The 17,869-nt window shown below is 32.4% G+C and carries 22 protein-coding genes; 7 read left to right on the top strand and 15 right to left on the bottom strand.

Translation table 11 applies throughout. The features are described 5' to 3' along the window. Positions 1 to 17: 17 nt before the first annotated feature. Together JQC67_RS09590 and JQC67_RS09585 are read right to left on the bottom strand one after the other, a co-directional pair. Entirely contained in the window at positions 18 to 608 is a 591-nt protein-coding gene (locus JQC67_RS09590; RefSeq protein ID WP_203252591.1) for a TetR/AcrR family transcriptional regulator, read from the bottom strand. A 261-nt stretch (positions 609 to 869) separates the two neighbouring features. Then, a complete protein-coding gene (locus tag JQC67_RS09585) occupies positions 870 to 1,298 on the bottom strand; it encodes a winged helix-turn-helix transcriptional regulator (RefSeq protein ID WP_203252590.1) in 429 nt (142 codons plus the stop codon). 95 nt (positions 1,299 to 1,393) lie between these two features. Between JQC67_RS09585 and JQC67_RS09580 the strand changes: the two genes are divergently transcribed. Continuing rightward, positions 1,394 to 1,837: an SRPBCC family protein gene (locus JQC67_RS09580; RefSeq protein ID WP_203252589.1), complete on the top strand. Its 444-nt coding sequence runs from the start codon at positions 1,394 to 1,396 to the stop codon at positions 1,835 to 1,837. 202 nt (positions 1,838 to 2,039) lie between these two features. Here the strand turns inward: JQC67_RS09580 and JQC67_RS09575 are convergent, their stop codons facing one another. The 10 genes from JQC67_RS09575 to nusB all read right to left on the bottom strand — a co-directional run bounded on the left by JQC67_RS09575 (position 2,040) and on the right by nusB (position 10,128). Then, positions 2,040 to 3,491 carry a serine hydrolase domain-containing protein gene (locus JQC67_RS09575; protein ID WP_203252588.1) on the bottom strand — a complete coding sequence of 484 codons (1,452 nt, stop codon included), beginning with the start codon at positions 3,489 to 3,491 and terminating at the stop codon, positions 2,040 to 2,042. Between the two features lie 218 nt (positions 3,492 to 3,709). Then, entirely contained in the window at positions 3,710 to 4,174 is a 465-nt protein-coding gene (locus JQC67_RS09570; protein WP_203252587.1) for a GNAT family N-acetyltransferase, read from the bottom strand. Between the two features lie 215 nt (positions 4,175 to 4,389). Then, positions 4,390 to 4,881, bottom strand: coding sequence for a hypothetical protein (locus tag JQC67_RS09565; protein WP_203252586.1), 492 nt, complete (start codon positions 4,879 to 4,881; stop codon positions 4,390 to 4,392). Between the two features lie 265 nt (positions 4,882 to 5,146). Continuing rightward, positions 5,147 to 5,575 (bottom strand): hypothetical protein, encoded by a 429-nt coding sequence (locus JQC67_RS09560; RefSeq protein WP_048643041.1) that lies wholly within the window; start codon positions 5,573 to 5,575, stop codon positions 5,147 to 5,149. After that, positions 5,565 to 6,110: a hypothetical protein gene (locus tag JQC67_RS09555; protein WP_203252585.1), complete on the bottom strand. Its 546-nt coding sequence runs from the start codon at positions 6,108 to 6,110 to the stop codon at positions 5,565 to 5,567. Before JQC67_RS09555 ends, JQC67_RS09560 begins: the two co-directional genes overlap by 11 nt. 74 nt (positions 6,111 to 6,184) lie before the next feature. Then, a complete protein-coding gene (locus tag JQC67_RS09550) occupies positions 6,185 to 6,760 on the bottom strand; it encodes a Crp/Fnr family transcriptional regulator (protein ID WP_203252584.1) in 576 nt (191 codons plus the stop codon). Positions 6,761 to 6,810: 50 nt separating this feature from the next. Further along, on the bottom strand, positions 6,811 to 8,160 hold the full coding sequence (locus tag JQC67_RS09545; RefSeq protein WP_203252583.1) for a Gfo/Idh/MocA family protein: 1,350 nt from the start codon (positions 8,158 to 8,160) through the stop codon (positions 6,811 to 6,813). Between the two features lie 140 nt (positions 8,161 to 8,300). After that, on the bottom strand, positions 8,301 to 8,594 hold the full coding sequence (gene yajC, locus JQC67_RS09540) for a preprotein translocase subunit YajC (RefSeq protein ID WP_203252582.1): 294 nt from the start codon (positions 8,592 to 8,594) through the stop codon (positions 8,301 to 8,303). Positions 8,595 to 8,621: 27 nt separating this feature from the next. After that, complete coding sequence (locus tag JQC67_RS09535; protein WP_203252581.1) at positions 8,622 to 9,098, bottom strand: DUF1573 domain-containing protein; 477 nt, start codon at positions 9,096 to 9,098, stop codon at positions 8,622 to 8,624. A gap of 82 nt (positions 9,099 to 9,180) precedes the next feature. Further along, positions 9,181 to 10,128 carry a transcription antitermination factor NusB gene (nusB, locus tag JQC67_RS09530; protein ID WP_203252580.1) on the bottom strand — a complete coding sequence of 316 codons (948 nt, stop codon included), beginning with the start codon at positions 10,126 to 10,128 and terminating at the stop codon, positions 9,181 to 9,183. 167 nt (positions 10,129 to 10,295) lie between these two features. Here nusB and JQC67_RS09525 point away from each other — a divergent pair, with 167 nt between their 5' ends. Both JQC67_RS09525 and JQC67_RS09520 read left to right on the top strand, forming a co-directional pair. Beyond that, entirely contained in the window at positions 10,296 to 12,047 is a 1,752-nt protein-coding gene (locus JQC67_RS09525) for an ABC transporter ATP-binding protein (protein ID WP_203252579.1), read from the top strand. A 66-nt stretch (positions 12,048 to 12,113) separates the two neighbouring features. Further along, a complete protein-coding gene (locus JQC67_RS09520) occupies positions 12,114 to 12,503 on the top strand; it encodes a PUR family DNA/RNA-binding protein (protein WP_203252578.1) in 390 nt (129 codons plus the stop codon). 126 nt (positions 12,504 to 12,629) lie between these two features. On the opposite strand, the gene JQC67_RS09515 is transcribed toward JQC67_RS09520, so the two are convergent. Both JQC67_RS09515 and JQC67_RS09510 read right to left on the bottom strand, forming a co-directional pair. Next, positions 12,630 to 13,670 carry a lysophospholipid acyltransferase family protein gene (locus JQC67_RS09515; protein WP_203252577.1) on the bottom strand — a complete coding sequence of 347 codons (1,041 nt, stop codon included), beginning with the start codon at positions 13,668 to 13,670 and terminating at the stop codon, positions 12,630 to 12,632. Continuing rightward, positions 13,667 to 14,587 (bottom strand): bile acid:sodium symporter family protein, encoded by a 921-nt coding sequence (locus tag JQC67_RS09510; protein ID WP_238934554.1) that lies wholly within the window; start codon positions 14,585 to 14,587, stop codon positions 13,667 to 13,669. The genes JQC67_RS09515 and JQC67_RS09510 overlap by 4 nt, the downstream gene beginning before the upstream one ends. Positions 14,588 to 14,882: 295 nt before the next feature. Between JQC67_RS09510 and JQC67_RS09505 the strand changes: the two genes are divergently transcribed. Both JQC67_RS09505 and JQC67_RS09500 read left to right on the top strand, forming a co-directional pair. Then, positions 14,883 to 15,446, top strand: coding sequence for a thioredoxin family protein (locus JQC67_RS09505; protein WP_203252576.1), 564 nt, complete (start codon positions 14,883 to 14,885; stop codon positions 15,444 to 15,446). Then, complete coding sequence (locus JQC67_RS09500) at positions 15,443 to 15,766, top strand: cupin domain-containing protein (RefSeq protein WP_203252575.1); 324 nt, start codon at positions 15,443 to 15,445, stop codon at positions 15,764 to 15,766. The genes JQC67_RS09505 and JQC67_RS09500 overlap by 4 nt, the downstream gene beginning before the upstream one ends. Positions 15,767 to 15,779: 13 nt before the next feature. Here the strand turns inward: JQC67_RS09500 and JQC67_RS09495 are convergent, their stop codons facing one another. Further along, complete coding sequence (locus tag JQC67_RS09495) at positions 15,780 to 16,325, bottom strand: YfiT family bacillithiol transferase (protein ID WP_203252574.1); 546 nt, start codon at positions 16,323 to 16,325, stop codon at positions 15,780 to 15,782. Positions 16,326 to 16,435: 110 nt separating this feature from the next. Between JQC67_RS09495 and JQC67_RS09490 the strand changes: the two genes are divergently transcribed. Further along, complete coding sequence (locus tag JQC67_RS09490; protein ID WP_203252573.1) at positions 16,436 to 17,074, top strand: peroxiredoxin; 639 nt, start codon at positions 16,436 to 16,438, stop codon at positions 17,072 to 17,074. Between the two features lie 206 nt (positions 17,075 to 17,280). Then, positions 17,281 to 17,475: a cold-shock protein gene (locus tag JQC67_RS09485; RefSeq protein WP_013994176.1), complete on the top strand. Its 195-nt coding sequence runs from the start codon at positions 17,281 to 17,283 to the stop codon at positions 17,473 to 17,475. Positions 17,476 to 17,869: the final 394 nt, after the last annotated feature.

The raw sequence follows: 17,869 nt of genomic DNA, 5'->3' as shown, positions 1-17,869 counted from the left end.
TGAATGATTAAATTTTTTTACTTCTGTTTTAATTGTAAAATTTCTGTTTCTAGATGTTCTATGTTATTTAATAAAATCTCTGGTTTATTCAATGTTTTTGCCAATAAAATGCTACCCTCAATTATAGCAATCATTCGATACGAAAATAGCTCGATGTCTATTTCTTTGAGTTCGTTTTTATTCACTCCTTCAATTAAAATTGCAACAATTGTTTTGTGCCAATTATGAATTGTTTTTACAACTTCTTTTTTTAATAATTCATTGCCATCATCAGTATCAACAGCAGTATTTAAGATTGCACAACCTCCATTCTTAAAAATTGGTTTAAATGATGTTTTATAATGATTTAGAAATGCAATTAATTTATTTACTGAATTATCTTCTTTCTCTATTTTGTCAATTATTTGACGAGTCTGAAATTTATAATTGAATTTAAAAGCTTCTAAAGCGACTTCGTTTTTATCTTTGAAATTGCCATAAATACTACCCTTTGTCAATCCAGTAGCATTGGTTAAATCGGACAAATACGTTCCTGTATATCCCTTTTTATTGAATATAGAAGCTGTTTTTTCAATTATTAATTGTCTTGTTTTTTCTGACCTTATCATTTCGCTAATATACTCTACGGTATATGAGTTTCCAAATTTTTATATTGATTTTGATTTTTTTCTATGATTTTAGTTGGTTGCTTGTTATGTTGGCTAACGGATTTGTGTATGATACGTAGCGTGTAAAAAGACACTAACTTTTCGGATTAGACACGAGCCCAATTTTTATTTTTCTATTTATCTTTTAATTTCTAATATTTAAAAATAAAAATTTAGTTGACTTCGTAAATAAGTAAAAACCTTTGGAAAAGCCTGAATTAACTATGTTTTATATACGTTATTGTGGGTAGTTTTTATTCGTTCAACTATTTCCGATGTCACTTTACTAAAATTAGAATTCACTTCATTTTTAAATTCACTATTAGCATTATTTTCGTCAATATTGTTTGCTCCCCATTTATAAATTTCAATAACTATCGGAATTAAATCAATTCCTTTTTCTGTTAACGAATACAGATATGAAGATTTATTATTCCTATCAATTTCTTTTTTTACAATATCATTTTCAAGTAGTCGATTTAATCGGTCAGCAAGAATATTTGTAGATATTTTTTCAACTGTTACTAACTCGTTAAAGTGTCTGTTGTTAAAGAAAATAAAATCTCTTAAAATTAGTAAAGTCCATTTGTCTCCAAAAATGTCAAGCGATAAGCTAATTGGACAGTCCGACCTTCTTTCAATCTGTTTCATAAGCAAATATATAAAAATGTACTTGCAAAATAAAAGTACTTTTATATATTTGCACTTGTAATTCGCAAGCACTATTAATAGTTTAAAATTAAATTATGTCATACACAACAATGGTTTCGATTAATGGAACTATACAAGAAGTATTCAATGCTATTTCACAACACGTCCAAAAATGGTGGGGAAATACAGATAATTCAGTTTCTTCAGTTGGTGATGAATTCACTACAAGTTTTGATAGTACTTATTGGAAGTTTAAAATCTCCGAATTTGAACCTAATAGAAAAATTGTATGGAAATGTATTGAGGCTAAACATATTCACAATGGTTATGATGGAATTGAAAAAGAGTGGGAAGGAACTCTTGTTGAATGGGTTTTGGAAGAAAAAGGTCAAAAGGAAACAATTCTAAATTTCGCACATAATGGATTAGTTCCTGAGTTAAACTGTTATGAAATTTGTTTTCCGGCTTGGGAAAGATTTGTAACTCAAAGTTTAAAGCGTTTTGTTGAAACTGGAATAGGAATGCCTCATCTTTCTTAAATTAACCACAACGGTTTAGCTATTAATAGTACGGGAGCGAACCAGTGTTTGCTTTCCCCAACGCACTTAGCGAAATCTTTTTGTTTTATTTTTTTCTATTTAAAAACCAAATCCAAAAGATTTGGCGGCCTAGCAAATAACTCCAAGCCAATAAATTTAGCACTTTATGCCCTATTTGCTATAGCCATTGTTAGGCACAGTTTTATTCGCTCAATTGTTTTATCATTTTCTTTGAATAATCAATCTGACGTTGATTTTCGCTTGTTGCGACCTCTATTACTTTTGTGAAATAATTAACTGCCTTCTCGTTATTTTCTTTCGCTTTATAGTATTGTGCTAATCCAAAATACCCTCCTAAATAATTTGGAAATTCTGTTTTAACCAATTCAAATATTTTTAGTGCTTTTTCGGATTCTTTTTTCATATACCTAAAACCCAAAGAGACCAAATCATTTTCTACAATATCATATTTTGTAGTGTTAGATTTTAGTTGATTAAATTTATTCGTACTGTTTTCTATTCCATTCTCTTCAATGTCTTTTTCAAGTAATACATCAGCTGGAATAGGAAGTTTACCATCAGAATAATAGCTTGCTAAAAAATGCGCTTTGCGTCCTAGTCCACCATAATCTGTGGTATTTGTATAAATTACTACTGCAATTTTCTCTGAAGGAATCCTTAAAGAATAATTTAGAAATCCTGTAGTGCTGCCACCGTGCATTAAATATTTTCTATTATTTTTTATATCAATCTGCCACCCGAAACCATAGCCCTTTCCATCAGTTTTACCATTTTCATCCCAATTTGAAAAAGCATCGTTTCTTAAATCTGTTTTCACAAGTGTTTCATCATATAAACTACTATCCCAATGCACATAATCATTTACAGACGAATAAATTCCGCCATCGCCTTGGATGGCTGACCATATATTTTGGTCTTTATTTTCATATATCGTGTCATTGAATTTATACCCATATGCACGATTTTTAATCTGTAAGTCTTTTAAGTAAACGGTACTATTAGCCATACCTGTTTTTTCAAAAATCTCCTTATCCATAAATTCTTTAAAGGATTTGCCCGAAACCCGTTCTATTATCATTGCCAAAACAGCATAGCCTGAATTACTGTATTTGAAGTTGGAATTCGCTGGAAATAAGAGGCTATCCTGTTTAATTAGAAGGTTGAGCACCTCTTTATCTACAAGTTGCTTTTCGGCATCTTTTGGGTATAGTTTGGAATAATCTTGTAAACCTGACCTGTGCGACATTAAATTTTTAATCGTAATTTCTTTCCCATATTCCGGGAATTCAGGAAGTACTTCGGTTAACCTAGTGTCATAACTTAACTTTCCTTGATTTATTAAAACTAAAATTCCCATTGCGGTAAACTGCTTTGTAACCGAGGCAAGTCTATAATTCGTTTCACAATTGGCAAGGATTTTATTTTCTAAATCAGCATATCCAAAACTTTGACAATCTCTTATTTTGCCATCTTTTACGACAATGAAACTCGCGCTTGGCTTCTCCCCGATATAATCTTGGAATAGAAAATTTATTAAATCTTGTTTAGTTTCCTTCTTTTCTACGAGTTTTTCAGATGACTTGCACCCACAGAAAATTATTAAAAAGACTATTATTAAATGTGAGTGCTTCATTTTTTTTTAATTGTACCTAATGCCTAAGCTAAACGTAGTGCGGAGGCAAGGAAACTTTTCGTTTCCGCCTGCACATGTAGCCAAAGCTTTTTGTTTTGTTTTTATCTTTTTTATTTTAAAAGCCAAATCCAAAAGATTTGGCGGACTTGGTTTAAAGCACTAGACTTTGGGTTAAGAACCAAAACCCGTATTAATTATAGCCAATGTTGTAGGTAGTTTTATATTTCTTTATCCATAATCACAATGTTTTTCCCTTCTATTTGATATCTGTCAATTTCATTCCATCCTTTTCTTATATATAGTGATTCTGCAGTATGAGTAAATAGATAAATCTTCTCAAATCCTTTCTTTTTAGCTTCTAATTCAATTTCATCTAATAATTTACTGCCGAGACCTTTTCCTCTTATTTTAGGTTCAGTAAACATCAAAGCAATCCAAGGGGAATAATTTTCATATTTTTTAATTCGGCTTTGGATTCCAACTTTATGATAAAGTCCACCAGTACCTATAAGTTTTTTTTCATCAGTCATTATAGTCTGAAAAATAACATTTTGATTTGTACTTTCAGTCAGACTTTTTGTTGTTTTTATTTTTGAGATTTTCCACTCGCTTAAATACCAATCAGAAATTTGATTTATAGCTTCAGTTTCATTCGGGCTTATATTTCTATATTCAATTTTCATTTTTGATAATTACCTACAACGGTTTAGCTATGAACAGTACGGGAGCAAACTAGCGTTTGCTTTCCGCTATGCACATAGCAAAATCTTTTTGTTTTGATTTATTTTTTCTTGTCCAGAGCAAAATCCAAAAGATTTTGCGGACTTCATAAAAATACGCAAACCTTTCGATTAAGCCCGAAGCCCGTATTGTTTATAGGTTTTGTTGTAAGTAGTTTTTATTCCACCCACATTGCTAGATGATACTTTTTAGTCCATTTTCCATCAACTTTCTCCAAAATATAGGAATCTCCTCCGCTCCCTTGCTCCAATCGGATATATGCTAAGCTTTTATTTTCATTAAAAACTGGTTTACTGATTTTTAAGAAACTGTAATTTTCAGTCCCTTTGTTTAGACTATCTACTAATTTCCAAATAGAATCCTCTGGGACTTTATTTTCTACAATGGTTTTATAGTCAAATATTTTATATCCGTAATCAGACAGTCTATTTAGATTCAATTTTTTGTTGTCAATAAATTGGTTTTTAATAAACATTGTGTCCATCACTTTCAGAGAATCGGCAATATATCTTGTTAGGCTTATAGTTTTTCTTGAATTGGTTGGGTCAATTGGCAGAAAAGGTGGAACCATATAACTATAATTAGAAATTAATTGACTTTTGGATTCGATTATTTTTAAATCCATTGTGTCCGAGAGAATTTCATTCAAAAATTCAATCTTAAATTCATTGGATATGCGGATAGGTTTCTTTTCAACTTTTTTACAGAAGATAAGAAATAGTCCTAATAATAATATGTGAAATTTTACTTTTTTCAAATTACTTACAACGTCCCATGTATGAGTAGTAGCGTATAAAACCCACCATAGAAACTATTTAGACGAAAGATACTAAAATGCACTGACCTTTCGGATAGCAGAAAGGAGCTATTACTTATACATTATGTTATCTACAGGTTTTTCTTTTCCGTTCAAATTAGAAATCAGGAAAAAAGGTCAGATCAATTTTCTCTGATTGAATATCCTTTTCTACTCCTTTGACTATTTTAATAGCACTTTTTACAGAATCTGTATTTATTAATTTGACTCCGTTTGAAATTTCCAATTCTTTTTGTCTTTCATTTAAAGTCAAGTGAAGTGGTTTTATAACTATTAAATAGTTTAATAGTGAATGATTTAAAAGAGAAGAACTACTTTGAAATTCTCTCAAAGAGAATATTCTATCAATAGGTGCTAATCGATTATCAATTATGATATTAAAAGGCTCTTTTAGATTTGAAATCATTTGAGTGGTTTCCTGCAATACACCTTGAATATCTTCTAGTGAAATATTTGAATGAAAATGAGTTAGAGCTGCAAGCTTATTTTCAACGAGCCAACCTGTCTTAAAGTTTTTATTTTTCATAATCACTTCTTGTTTTAATCCAATTAAAGACGTTTTTCACTATAAAGAATAAAATTAAAACGACACAAATAATACTAAGCGTCATTTTAGTAGACGTAAAAATACTGGCTATCGAAACTTCAGATGTACTGATTTTTGGAAAAAGGGACATTAACAAAAGCTGAGAAATATTTTCAAAAACATCTGAAATAGCCAAAAACAAAGGCAGAATAATATACCATTTCACTTTTTTTACTAAAGCAGCAAGCAGTAAACAATAGCCAATGCCAGAAATTGTTGTATACAAAAAATCAACACCCAGCATTTCGGAATAAAAAGCTCTTCCTTCTTCACCTAGTTGTTGATACAGATTGCTTAGGTATTCAAAATTATAAGAGAATAATTGGTCTGGATTTTTTACACCGTTCGAATAACTTAGGAATTCGGGTAGGTATTTAAGAATTAAAATGGCTTGTAAAACAAACCCTAAAATGATTATAGGAAACGCAATTTTGTATTGTCCTTTTTTGTAAAGAACGTGAAGTATTTTTTTCATTGAAAATCGATTATGTGAGTTAATACACAAAACTAGATTCTCAATCTTCTTTTTCTGTTATCAATTGTTATCACTTACATTTTTCTGAGATTAGACTTAATTCTACTCAATGAAATGGGCGTAATTCCTAAATAAGATGCAATATGTTTTTGCGATATGTGTAATTCTATGTTGGGGTAATGTTTTATGAAGTTTAAATACTTATCTCTTCCTTTTACTTGTAAAAGACAGTTATCCCTATTGTTTTGTCTTTTAATCTCACCCTCTTTTATTGTTTTTCCAATTTCAGACAGGAAATTGTTGTTAGAAAAAAAAGATTTTAATTCATTTGAATTAAATAAGATGAGTTCGGTTTTGCACATTGCTTGGTAGTAATGCAGAGATCTACCATTTAAAGTTCGAAGCGTAGATGTACTCATAAACTTTCCTTCCTCATAAAAGGCAATGCTTTTTTCGTTTCCGTCATCATCAATTATATAGGCTCTGATTATTCCCTTCTCTATAAAAACCTCTTTCTCAAAAAAAGCATTTTGTTGAATTAAAGAGTCTTCTTTTTTCAAGACTTTAAGTTCGGCCATAGTTTTAATGATATCCCATTCCTCAGGAATCATTTTGTCAAAAGGGTTAATATATTCTTTAAATTTCTCCAACTTGTAGATAACAATTCGCTAAACGTACCTCGTTAGCTATTTACAAACAATTATAGCATCGGCAACTTATAACCATTTTGATAATTTGCTTTTAAAAATTTATTGGCTTCCTCTTCTTTAAATTGGTTGGCTTCGGTATCCCAATAAATACGATTTCCTGTTTTATAGGCTACGTTACCCATGTGTGAAACTAAGGCAGCATCATAACCTACTTTTATGGGTGCATTGAGCTTAGAAGCGTCTCTAGACTTTACAGCCTCAATAAAATTAATGGTGTGTAAATCAAGTCCGCTCGCGTTGCCTTTGTCTTTTAAAATCGCTTCCATTTTTGGCGTTTTTTCTTTACCCCATCCATTAAATTGGCCTTCTGGTATTACTTCCCAACCACTACGATCAACAACTAAAGTACCATTGTTTCCTATAAATGAAATACCGTGATCTCGGCCATAATTACCGCCATCAATACCCGTAGCATGTTCCCATAAAATAGAAAAGTCATCGTATTCAAAAACGGTTTGTAAGGTATCTGGTGTTTCAGAGGCATCATCAGGGTAGGCAAATTTACCTCCCAAGGCCATTACTGATTTTGGTCTGCCTGCTTTCATTCCATACAGCGCATAATCAATTAGGTGTACACCCCAATCAGTCATTAATCCGCCCGCATAATCCCAAAACCATCTGAAATTAAAATGAAAACGATTTGCATTAAAAGCTCTTTGCGGTGCTGGCCCCAACCACATGTCATAATCAACACCTTCGGGCACTGCAGAATCAGCAACTATCGGTACGGGTTTCATCCAACCTTGATAAGCCCAAGCTTTGGCCAAACGAATATTACCCAATTTACCTGAATGCACATATTCTATAGCGTCTACAAAATGAGGTTGACTGCGTTGCCACTGCCCTATTTGAACCATGCGATCGCTTGACCCTACATAATTCAACATGATATCTGCCTCTTGCACTGAATTGGCAATCGGTTTTTCACAATAGGCATCTTTACCAGCTTGTAACGCATCTGTTAGCATTAGACAATGCCAATGATCCGGTGTGCCAATGATGACTACATCAACATCTTTATCTTCTAAAAGCAAACGGTAATCTTTATACCATTTTGGTTTTTTGACACCTGCTTTTTCTAAGTCTGCAGTTCGCGCTTCAAGTACATTTTTATCAACATCACAAAGGGCAACAACTTCTACTTCACTAATTTTTAGCATTGAAGTTAGATCTGAAAAGCCCATGCCTTTACAACCGATTAAGCCAACTTGAATTTTATCATTGGCACTTACTCTTTTACGCATGCTTGCCAATAATTCCATCGGAAACATAAATGCAGCTCCGCTGCCTGCTAGAGCCAGTGAACTTTTCTTTAAAAAATTTCTTCTATTGTGATTCATCTACTTGTAGTTTTGTATTCAGAATTGAATTGATATCAATATTTTCAATCTGCTAAAATTCTCATTGAAGATAAGAATTTTAAGCATAAAAAAAGCGTCAACCAATGGTTGACGCTTCTATACATAAAACTAAAGTCTATTTATTTTTTCTCTACTGGCGATACATTTAATTTCTTGCTCATTTCTAGTGAAATTGCCGAACGATCAAATTTTAATTTACCTGCCATAGTTTCTAAAATGCATGAAAAATCTTTATCGTTCAATTCTAAAACTTTGCCATGAAGGCCACTTTTAGTAATGACGCGATCCCCACGTTTTAATTCTGCTGCAAACTTTTTTTCATCTTTTTGACGCTTCATTTGCGGTCGTATCATAAAAAAATATGCAACGGCAAAAATTAGAATCATCGGCAAAAACTGCCCTAAATTCTCCATAATATAGTGTTCTCGTGTTTGTTAATATTAGTTTGCTGTTGGTCCTGTTGGTGCAGCACCTTTAGGCGTAACAAAAGCCTTAATTCTCAATAACTCTGAGCCTTTTTCTGTGTTCGCTTTAACCGTAATTGTTTTAGTGACTTGGTTTTGACCAGATCCATTAAACTTCACCACTAATTCTCCTGTTTCACCGGGTGCAATAGGATCTTTTGGTGGATTTGGCACTGTACAACCACAGCTACTTGTAGCATCTGTAATTATTAATGGTGCATTACCTGTGTTCTTGAAAACAAATGCTGTTTCTTGCGGATCATTTTGATTAATGGTTCCAAAATCATGTTCAGCTTTTTCAAACTCCATTACCGGAACTTGTTTTGCTGCTTGATCACGTTCTGCAGCATCAGCTACATTTTCAGTGTTGATTTTCGCTGTGGCATTGTTTTCTTTACAAGAAACGAAAGTCAAAGCTCCTATTAAACCAAATACTAGAAATACTCTTTTCATCACTCTACTTTTTTGACTGTTAATTATTTAGTTATATAAAATCATACGATTTACATATAAAACGTAAAATTACAGAAATATTTTATAAAAGGCCTCTGCCCATCTTTTTTAGTTTGCCATCTACCTTATATTCTTTTACCAATTTATCTAGAATACCATTTATAAAAATGCTACTCTTTGGTGTTGAATATTCTTTGGCTATTTCTAAAAATTCATTGATGGTTACTTTTTCGGGTATCGAAGAAAAATTCAACAATTCGCATATTGCCATTTTTAAAAGAATGGAATCAATTTCTGCAATTCTGTCTTTGTCCCAATTCGGAGTTTTGCCTTCAATCTCTTTTTCCAATTCAGCATCTGTTAAAAGTGTTTTGGTTAAAAGTTTGAGCGCAAAATCCATATCTGCATCATCCTTTAAAAGGGGTGGTAAAAAGAAAGACTCTAATTGATCTTCTTTTGCCTTTTTTAATTGCTTTACGATAAATGTATTTACAATCGGAATATCATCAACCCAGGTAAGTTTATCATCCTCAAAATAATCATAAATCTTTTCGTTAGGCGCAATTACATTCTTGTAGAGTTCTAAAATTACATTACGATCAACATCGTATGAATCTTTTGGCGAACGCATGTAACTTGCATAGGTATCGCTTTCAACAATCTCTTTATAAAGCAACTTTACATATTCTTCATTAAGATACCAGTTCTTTAATTTTCGATTTTCTAACTCGCCTTGCAGTGATTTATTACCGGCAATTTGCTGTAACAATCTGTTATTTACGAATTTATTTTTGTTTGGGTAGTTGTCTTTGGTATTCTCTAAATAACTCTTATTTGAGAGCTTTACCTGATTATCTGTCATTTGCTGAATTTCAGCTAATAGACTTAACAGCAATAAGTATAGATTGTACATATTCTCTATACTAGTTCTGAGAAATTTTTGCTGTTTCTCAAGGGAATCATCTTTTGATTGTATCAAGGCGTAGATACATTGCATAACCTTGACCCTTATATGTCTTCTTGTAAGCATTTAAAAGAACTTTTGTGATTTGGTATTAATTCTTGGCAAAAATAGGAATCTAATTCTATCTTACTACTATATATTCGTGGATCTTATACTTTTAATAACATAGGTTTACACCCCAAACTAGTATATTTGCCCCCTAAAATCTGATCTTTCAGATTTAGTACCAACAAATGAAAGAACTCAAACATCTAAACAAATACTTTCGAAAATACTGGTTCAAGCTATTGGTAGGCATCATTATTACTATCATTGCTAGAATTTTTTCATTGGTTTTGCCTTCATATGTAAACAAGGCTTTTAAGGTTATAGACAACCTAGTAGCCAAAAGTATTGGCAAAGAAGAGGCAACCGATTTATTAACTCAGTATATTTTAATAATTATTGGTACAGCGATCTTATCAGGTATTTTCACCTTTTTAATGCGTCAGACGATTATTAATGTTTCACGATATATAGAATACGATCTTAAAAATGAGATTTTTGATCATTATCAGTTCTTAAACCTTGATTTCTACAAAAAGAACAGAACTGGTGATTTGATGAACCGGATTAGTGAAGATGTCGGTCAAGTTCGCTTGTACGCTGGCCCAGCTGTGATGTATGGCATTAATGCGCTTACTTTATTCGGATGTCTTATTCCACTAATGTTCATTAAGGCCCCTACCCTCGCGCTTTATACCGTATTGCCTTTTCCTATTCTTTCGTTTTTGATTTATAAAATCAGTAAGATTATTCATAAAAGAAGTACCAAAGTACAAGAGTTTCTTTCTACACTTTCAACGTTTACCCAAGAATCTTTTTCTGGTATTTCTGTTATTAAAGCCTACGGTTTAGAGCCGCAAACGCATGAAGAGGTTATCTCACTTGCGAATGAAGGAAAAGATAAAAGTATGAACCTGGCTAAAGTAAATGCTTGGTTTTTTCCGTTAATGGTGCTTTTAATAGGTGTGAGTAATCTTTTTGTTATTTATATAGGAGGATTGCAATACATCGCCGGTGAAATTGGCATTGGACTTATTGCAGAATTTATTCTTTATGTAAATATGCTTACTTGGCCTGTTGCTATTGTAGGATGGTTAACATCAATAGTGCAACGTGCAGAAGCTTCTCAAAAAAGAATTAATGAATTTTTAAAAGAAGAACCAAAAATCTTAAATGAAGTTGCTGAAGAAAATACCATCAACGGCAAAATAGAATTTAGAAATGTTTCTTTTACGTATGACGACACCAATATTACGGCTCTAAAAAATATTTCTTTTACCATTAAAAAAGGCGACACCGTTGCTATTCTCGGCAAAACAGGATCAGGTAAATCTACAATTCTAGATCTTATTGCAAGATTATATGATGTTACTGAGGGCGAAATTCTAGTTGATGATATTCCGATAAAAGAATTAAACTTAAAGAGTTTACGTCAATCAATTGGTGCTGTACCACAAGATGCTTTTTTGTTTTCTGATAGTATTAAAGAGAATATCAAATTTGGTAAAGAAAATGCCACTGAAGAAGAGGTTATAAAAGTTGCTAAAAATGCAGTAGTTCATGAAAATATTATGGGCTTTACCAAACAATATGAAACAGTTTTAGGTGAACGCGGTATTACTTTAAGCGGTGGTCAAAAACAACGGGTTTCAATTGCAAGAGCATTACTGAAAAATCCGGAAATATATTTATTTGACGATTGTCTTTCTGCAGTTGATACCGAAACTGAAGAAGAGATATTAAGTAATTTAGAAAAAGCTTCAAGCAACAGAACTACCCTGATAGTAAGCCATAGAGTGTCTTCGGCAAAAAATGCAGATAAGGTTTTAATACTCGATGACGGAAAACTTTTACAAGAAGGTACGCATGAAGATTTAAACGTGTCAGAAGGGTACTACAAAGAGCTGTACCTTACCCAACTTTCCGATAAAGAAAACTAATAAATTGTTGCCTTATCGACATTTTTTTTCCATTTTTGGTAGTACAAACACTATATACCATTTAAAATGAGCGAGAAAGACATGTTGGATCAGGAAGAGATTCATTCTAAAGTTTTACGCGCCGGACGACGAACCTATTTCTTTGATGTTAGAAGTACGAAAGCTGGCGATTATTATCTTACAATAACGGAAAGTAAAAAATTCACCCATGATGATGGGACATTCCATTATAAAAAACATAAAATTTATCTGTATAAAGAAGACTTCACAGCCTTTAGAGATAATGTTGAAGAAATGATGGATTTTATTATCAATGAAAAAGGTACTGAAGTAATTTCAGAACGACATAATAGAGATTTCAAAAAAGAAGATGTCAGTGAAAATGTAAGTGCTGTTGAAAACACAGAAGCACAAAACACAGAGAGCTTTACCGATGTAAGCTTTGATGACATTTAAAATTTAAGTCATTTACAGTACAGAATTAAACGACCCAATTGGGTCGTTTTTCATTTCAGTTTTATGCTAATCTTTATAGCTACTGACAGAAGTTTATTTTCACTTACCTACTATTTTCAAAATCAATTAGCTCAATTTCACATAGGCCCAATTAAAAACAAATAAGGCAAGAACAGCTGATAATGAAACTTCGATTCCGAAGCTAAAACTTAGTACTGCAAAAAGCAATAAATAATAAATTGGGAAGACTATTAAAGATAGTGCGAAGCGCAAAGTAGCCGTAAATTCCGGCTCCCATACTTTCGGTTTTAGCCACAATTTCCACAGCAAAATAACAGGCAAATTTACCAATACAAATAATGGAAATAGCAACTTTCCAAATAGACTTTTTCCGCCACTAAATTGTTTACTTCCTTGTGCACTATTAAGATTACTATTCAATTTATTTGTCTGAATAGGATTGAGAAAATCGGCATTATTAGCTGAAAGTTTTTCTATAGTTTCTTCATAATTATCTTCTGCAATATGGGTGGTCAAACTTTGTAGCGCCTGAGATACATTTTGTTTTATATTCTCAATAGATTCTCGCTCATTTTTTTCAATTAAAACATCTTGTAATGCAATAGGTTTTCCAAAATATATAGCCACCTTATCTGGGAAACCTTCACCTTTTAAATAATTTAAACCTACGGGTACCAATTGAATATCTAAATCTGCTTGTAATTCTAATGCTCTAAACAAAATACGTGTAAACCCTTTACTTAATGGCCGAACGCGTCTTTGAAGATTATGATTTGCCTCCGGAAACATCAAAAGCGATTCATTATGAACTAGAAGTTTTGCGCACTTTTCAAAAACTGCATCGTTATACTTTAATGAATCTCTACCATCTCTAATTCTATAAATAGGAATCATTCTCACCACCTCAAAAAGTGATTTGAAAATAGATGTTTTAAAAACATCAGACCGTGTGAGAAAATAAGGTTTTCTATTGCAATCAACCGCTATCAATAACGGATCTAATAGTGCATTTTGGTGGTTGGGTAAAAACAGCACTGGCTTATCAATGGGTACATTTTCAAGGCCTTTTAATTTTATCTTTCCATAATAAAGATGTAAACTAGTACGTATCCAAAACTTCAAAAGTTTATAAATAATATTCTTCAAGCTAATGTTTCTTTTTTAATTGGTTTATACCCCCAAATAGCGGCAAGTATTAGTCCGGAAATTAAATGCCAAATTCCCCAAAAAGCTGCCAAAAGTGCCATACCCCCTAGGCCTTCAAAAAAAGTAAAAATCAATAACAATCCCAAACCTGAATTCTGAATTCCTGTTTCAATGGTTATCGTTCTTGTATTCACATTTGACAGACCCATTATTTTAGCGAATGAAAAGCCCGTTAAAAATGCCACCAAATTGTGTAAAAGCACAATCCAGAAAACATAAAATATGTACTCCGTAAAAATATCAAGGTTACTATAAAATGCGAGCAGCACTAAAACAATAAAAATAATTACTGAAGTAATTTTAAGCACTTTCGCCAGCTTTTTAGCCAGCGCTTTTTGATACTGATTTACAAGCATCCCAACAATAAGCGGAATACCGAGTAGCAGCGAAACTAATTTGAACATTTCAAATGGTGAAACTGAAATTTCTTTTAAAACAGTTGCAGTAGGTTCATACAAACCACCCCAAAACTGCAAGTTTAATGGTGTCATTACAATGGCAAGCAAAGTTGCAACAGCGGTAAGACTTATAGAAAGTGCAGTGTTTCCTTTTGCTAAATGTGTAATAAAATTAGAAATATTTCCACCAGGGCAAGCCGCAACCATAAACATACCAAGAGCAATACTTGGTGTGGGTGCAACAAAATAAACTATTAAAAAAGTAACTGCCGGAAGTAAAATAAATTGACTAATTATTCCTGTAAATACAGGACGTGGACTTTTAACTAAAGTTTTAAAATCACTGGGAGAAATTTCAAGCGCAATGCCAAACATCACCAAAGCCAAAGCACAGTTTAACAGCCAAATATTTTCGGAATTAAAATTAATATGAACAGTATCTAAAAGCGTATTCGTCAAAAAGTGTCTTCAATTTTGGTGAAAACGCTTTCAAGGCTGTCAACGCTTATCGTCTTCATTAATTCTAAAACGAAAGATAAGATTTTCTTACCAAACCATTATTCTAGCACAAATGTAAAGCGTCATTGTAAATACAAATTTCTCGCATTTTGTTTTCTTGCCCTTATAGGTTTTGAAATTGATTTATGTATAGTTTTTAAAATCAAGCAATTCGCTTTACTTTTATTCTATTCCTAAAAAAGTTTATGTCTTACGAACTTTCTTTTTACGAATACAAAATTTAAAAAAATAAACAATGTCTAGAACACCAAGTAATATGTTACCCTTAGGTACTACTGCTCCTGATTTCAATTTACTTGATACGGTGAGCGATAAGCGCTTAAGCCTTCAAGATATTAAAGGCAAAAAAGGAACGGTAATACTATTCATTTGTAATCATTGTCCTTTTGTGATCCATGTAAACCCTGAAATAGCAAAATTAGGCGAACTATATAAAGACAAAGGAATTGGCTTTATTGCTATATCAAGTAATGATGTTGAAAATTACCCACAAGATGCGCCACATCTAATGAAAGAGGTTGCTCAAAAACAGTTTTATTCTTTTCCATATTTATATGATGAAACACAAGAAGTTGCAAAGGCCTATGATGCCGCATGTACTCCTGATTTTTATTTGTTTGATGAAAATTTAAAATTGGTGTATCGCGGTCAATTGGATGATTCAAGACCTGGAAATGGAAAACCGCTAACAGGCGCGGATTTACGAAATGCGATGGAATCTCTTCTAAATGACGGTAGTATAATATCCAATCAAAAACCAAGTATTGGTTGCAATATAAAATGGAAAACTAATTCATGAAAATTGACAAAGAAGAGGCATTAAAGAAGTTAGCTACACTCGATTCTAAGTTTTTAAATGTTTTTGAACATGGTAGCCTATCAGTTGAAGTTTACCAACCTGAAAAAGTGGACCTTCAAAAACCACATACTCGTGATGAGGTCTACATTATTATTTCAGGAAGTGGCACCTTTTTTAATGACGGTAAACGCAGCTCTTTTAAAACTGGTGATTTCTTATTTGTAAAAGCCGGACTAGAACACCGATTTGAAAATTTCACAGAAGACTTCTCAACTTGGGTAATCTTTTATGGCCCTGAAGGTGGCGAAAATGAAATTTAATCGGCGCATAAAATCAATACCAACCTTCTCTTTTAATTAGATTTTCTATGTGAGAATAATGATGCCTGCCATGCCAAGCATATTTGCAAATATTCTCTTGTACGGTTACTTCAGTATTATTTTCTGGATGCGTATAACAATACTGCATTTCAACACTAGATAAACTCCGCAACAAATAAACAATTTTAGCGTGCAACGCACTTAAATAAGTTAATGACAATTGAATTGGTGCTGTATTTGCATCAATAAGTTTACTCCACTCTTTTTCTTCATAGGCTTTTATCACCGCTTTATTTTCTGTCAGTGCCCATTTAAAACGTGTATAACTGTGATGATGACTATCGGCAATGTGGTGTACAAGTTGTCGTACCGTCCACCCTTCTGGTCTATACGGTGTGTTCAATTGATCTTCTGTCAAACCTTCTACCAATTCAGCTAACTTCTTAGGGTATTCAGCTAATTCTGTAATGCAAGAATCCACAAAGGCATCAGTTAAATTATCCTGTAATTTAAATGTACCAATAGGGTATTTAAGTTTTTCTAAATCATTTTTATCCATAGCATAAAAATAGGAAACTTTAATACATTTTTAACCCTGTTGAACTGTATACTACTATATAATCTACTAACTTTATAGAGTTATTTAATGTTTAATTTAAACGATACACAATGGCAATATTACGATTGGGCGATATAGCCCCTGATTTTACTACTGATAGTTCAGACGGTACAATAAATCTTTATGATTATTTAGGTGATGGCTGGGGAATACTTTTTTCTCACCCTGCAGATTTCACTCCGGTATGTACCACCGAATTAGGTACTGCAGCAAAGTTTAAAGGTGAATTTGATAAACGAAACGTAAAAATGCTTGCGTTAAGTGTTGATGGAGCTGCTTCACATAAAGAGTGGATTAAAGATATAAATGAAGTGCAGAATACAACAGTTAATTTTCCGATTCTAGCAGATGAAGACAAGAAAATTGCAACGCTTTATGATATGATTCATCCTAATGCTGATAATAACTTAACAGTACGTTCGGTTTTCATCATTGCACCTGACAAGACTGTAAAACTTATGTTGACATACCCTGCTTCTACAGGTAGAAACTTTTATGAATTATTGCGAGTTGTTGATTCATTACAATTAACGGCGAACCATAAAGTAGCTACTCCTGCAAACTGGAAAAATGGAGAAGACGTGGTGGTTAGCCCAGCAATAGCAACAGAAGATGCTAAAAAAATGTTTACAAAAGGTGTTGAAGAAATAAAACCTTATTTACGAATGACCCCTGATCCAACAGCATAAATTTAAGATGTATATATTAATCAGCAAAGCGATTATTATTCACCGCAACCTTTGTAAGTAGATACGTCTATAAAAAGTATGAATAATGATTATATGAATTACTGATAAGTATTGTGCAGTTAACGAAAAAATTACGTTAAAACGCTTTATTTTAATTATTTAACATTATATTTGCGCTTTAATTAATTATTTAATTTTTTTGTATTATGAGTAAAGGAACAGTAAAATTCTTCAATGATTCCAAAGGTTATGGTTTTATCACTGAAGATGGTTCAAGCGAAGATCACTTTGTACACATTTCTGGTTTAATCGATGAAATTCGTGAAGGTGACGTTGTAGAATTTGAACTACAACAAGGTAAAAAAGGATTAAACGCCGTAAATGTGAAGGTTGTTGACTAGGTACGAATAAACTTTTTTATATAAGCCCCAACTTCTGTTGGGGCTTTTTTTACATCCTAATTTTAATATATCTACCCCCTCGAAATCTTTTTGATAAATATTCACGTAAGTAAAGCAACCTTTTAAAGATAATTACATCTAGAGGTTAAAAAGAATAGTAATTACACCCCCCTATTATCAATAAAACAGCTTATGATTTCATTTTTTGGTATCCTTTTTATACTCTTAGCGGTGAACTTAGTATTAATAATTTTAAGCACTGGCCGGGCTAAATCGAAATAATTTTCGATTTATAATCACTTTTTTTAAAGCCTTATTTTGAGCTTCTTGGGATAATACCCTCCAATTGTAACCCTTCTATTTTCTTTTTTATAAATCAACTAAGCATCACTTA

Origin of the sequence: Aurantibacter crassamenti, from assembly GCF_016811105.1 — a bacterium.
Classification (GTDB): Bacteria; Bacteroidota; Bacteroidia; order Flavobacteriales; family Flavobacteriaceae; genus Aurantibacter_A; species Aurantibacter_A crassamenti.
Note: the sequence above shows the minus strand (reverse complement) of the source record. Positions and strands in the feature narration are given on the sequence as shown.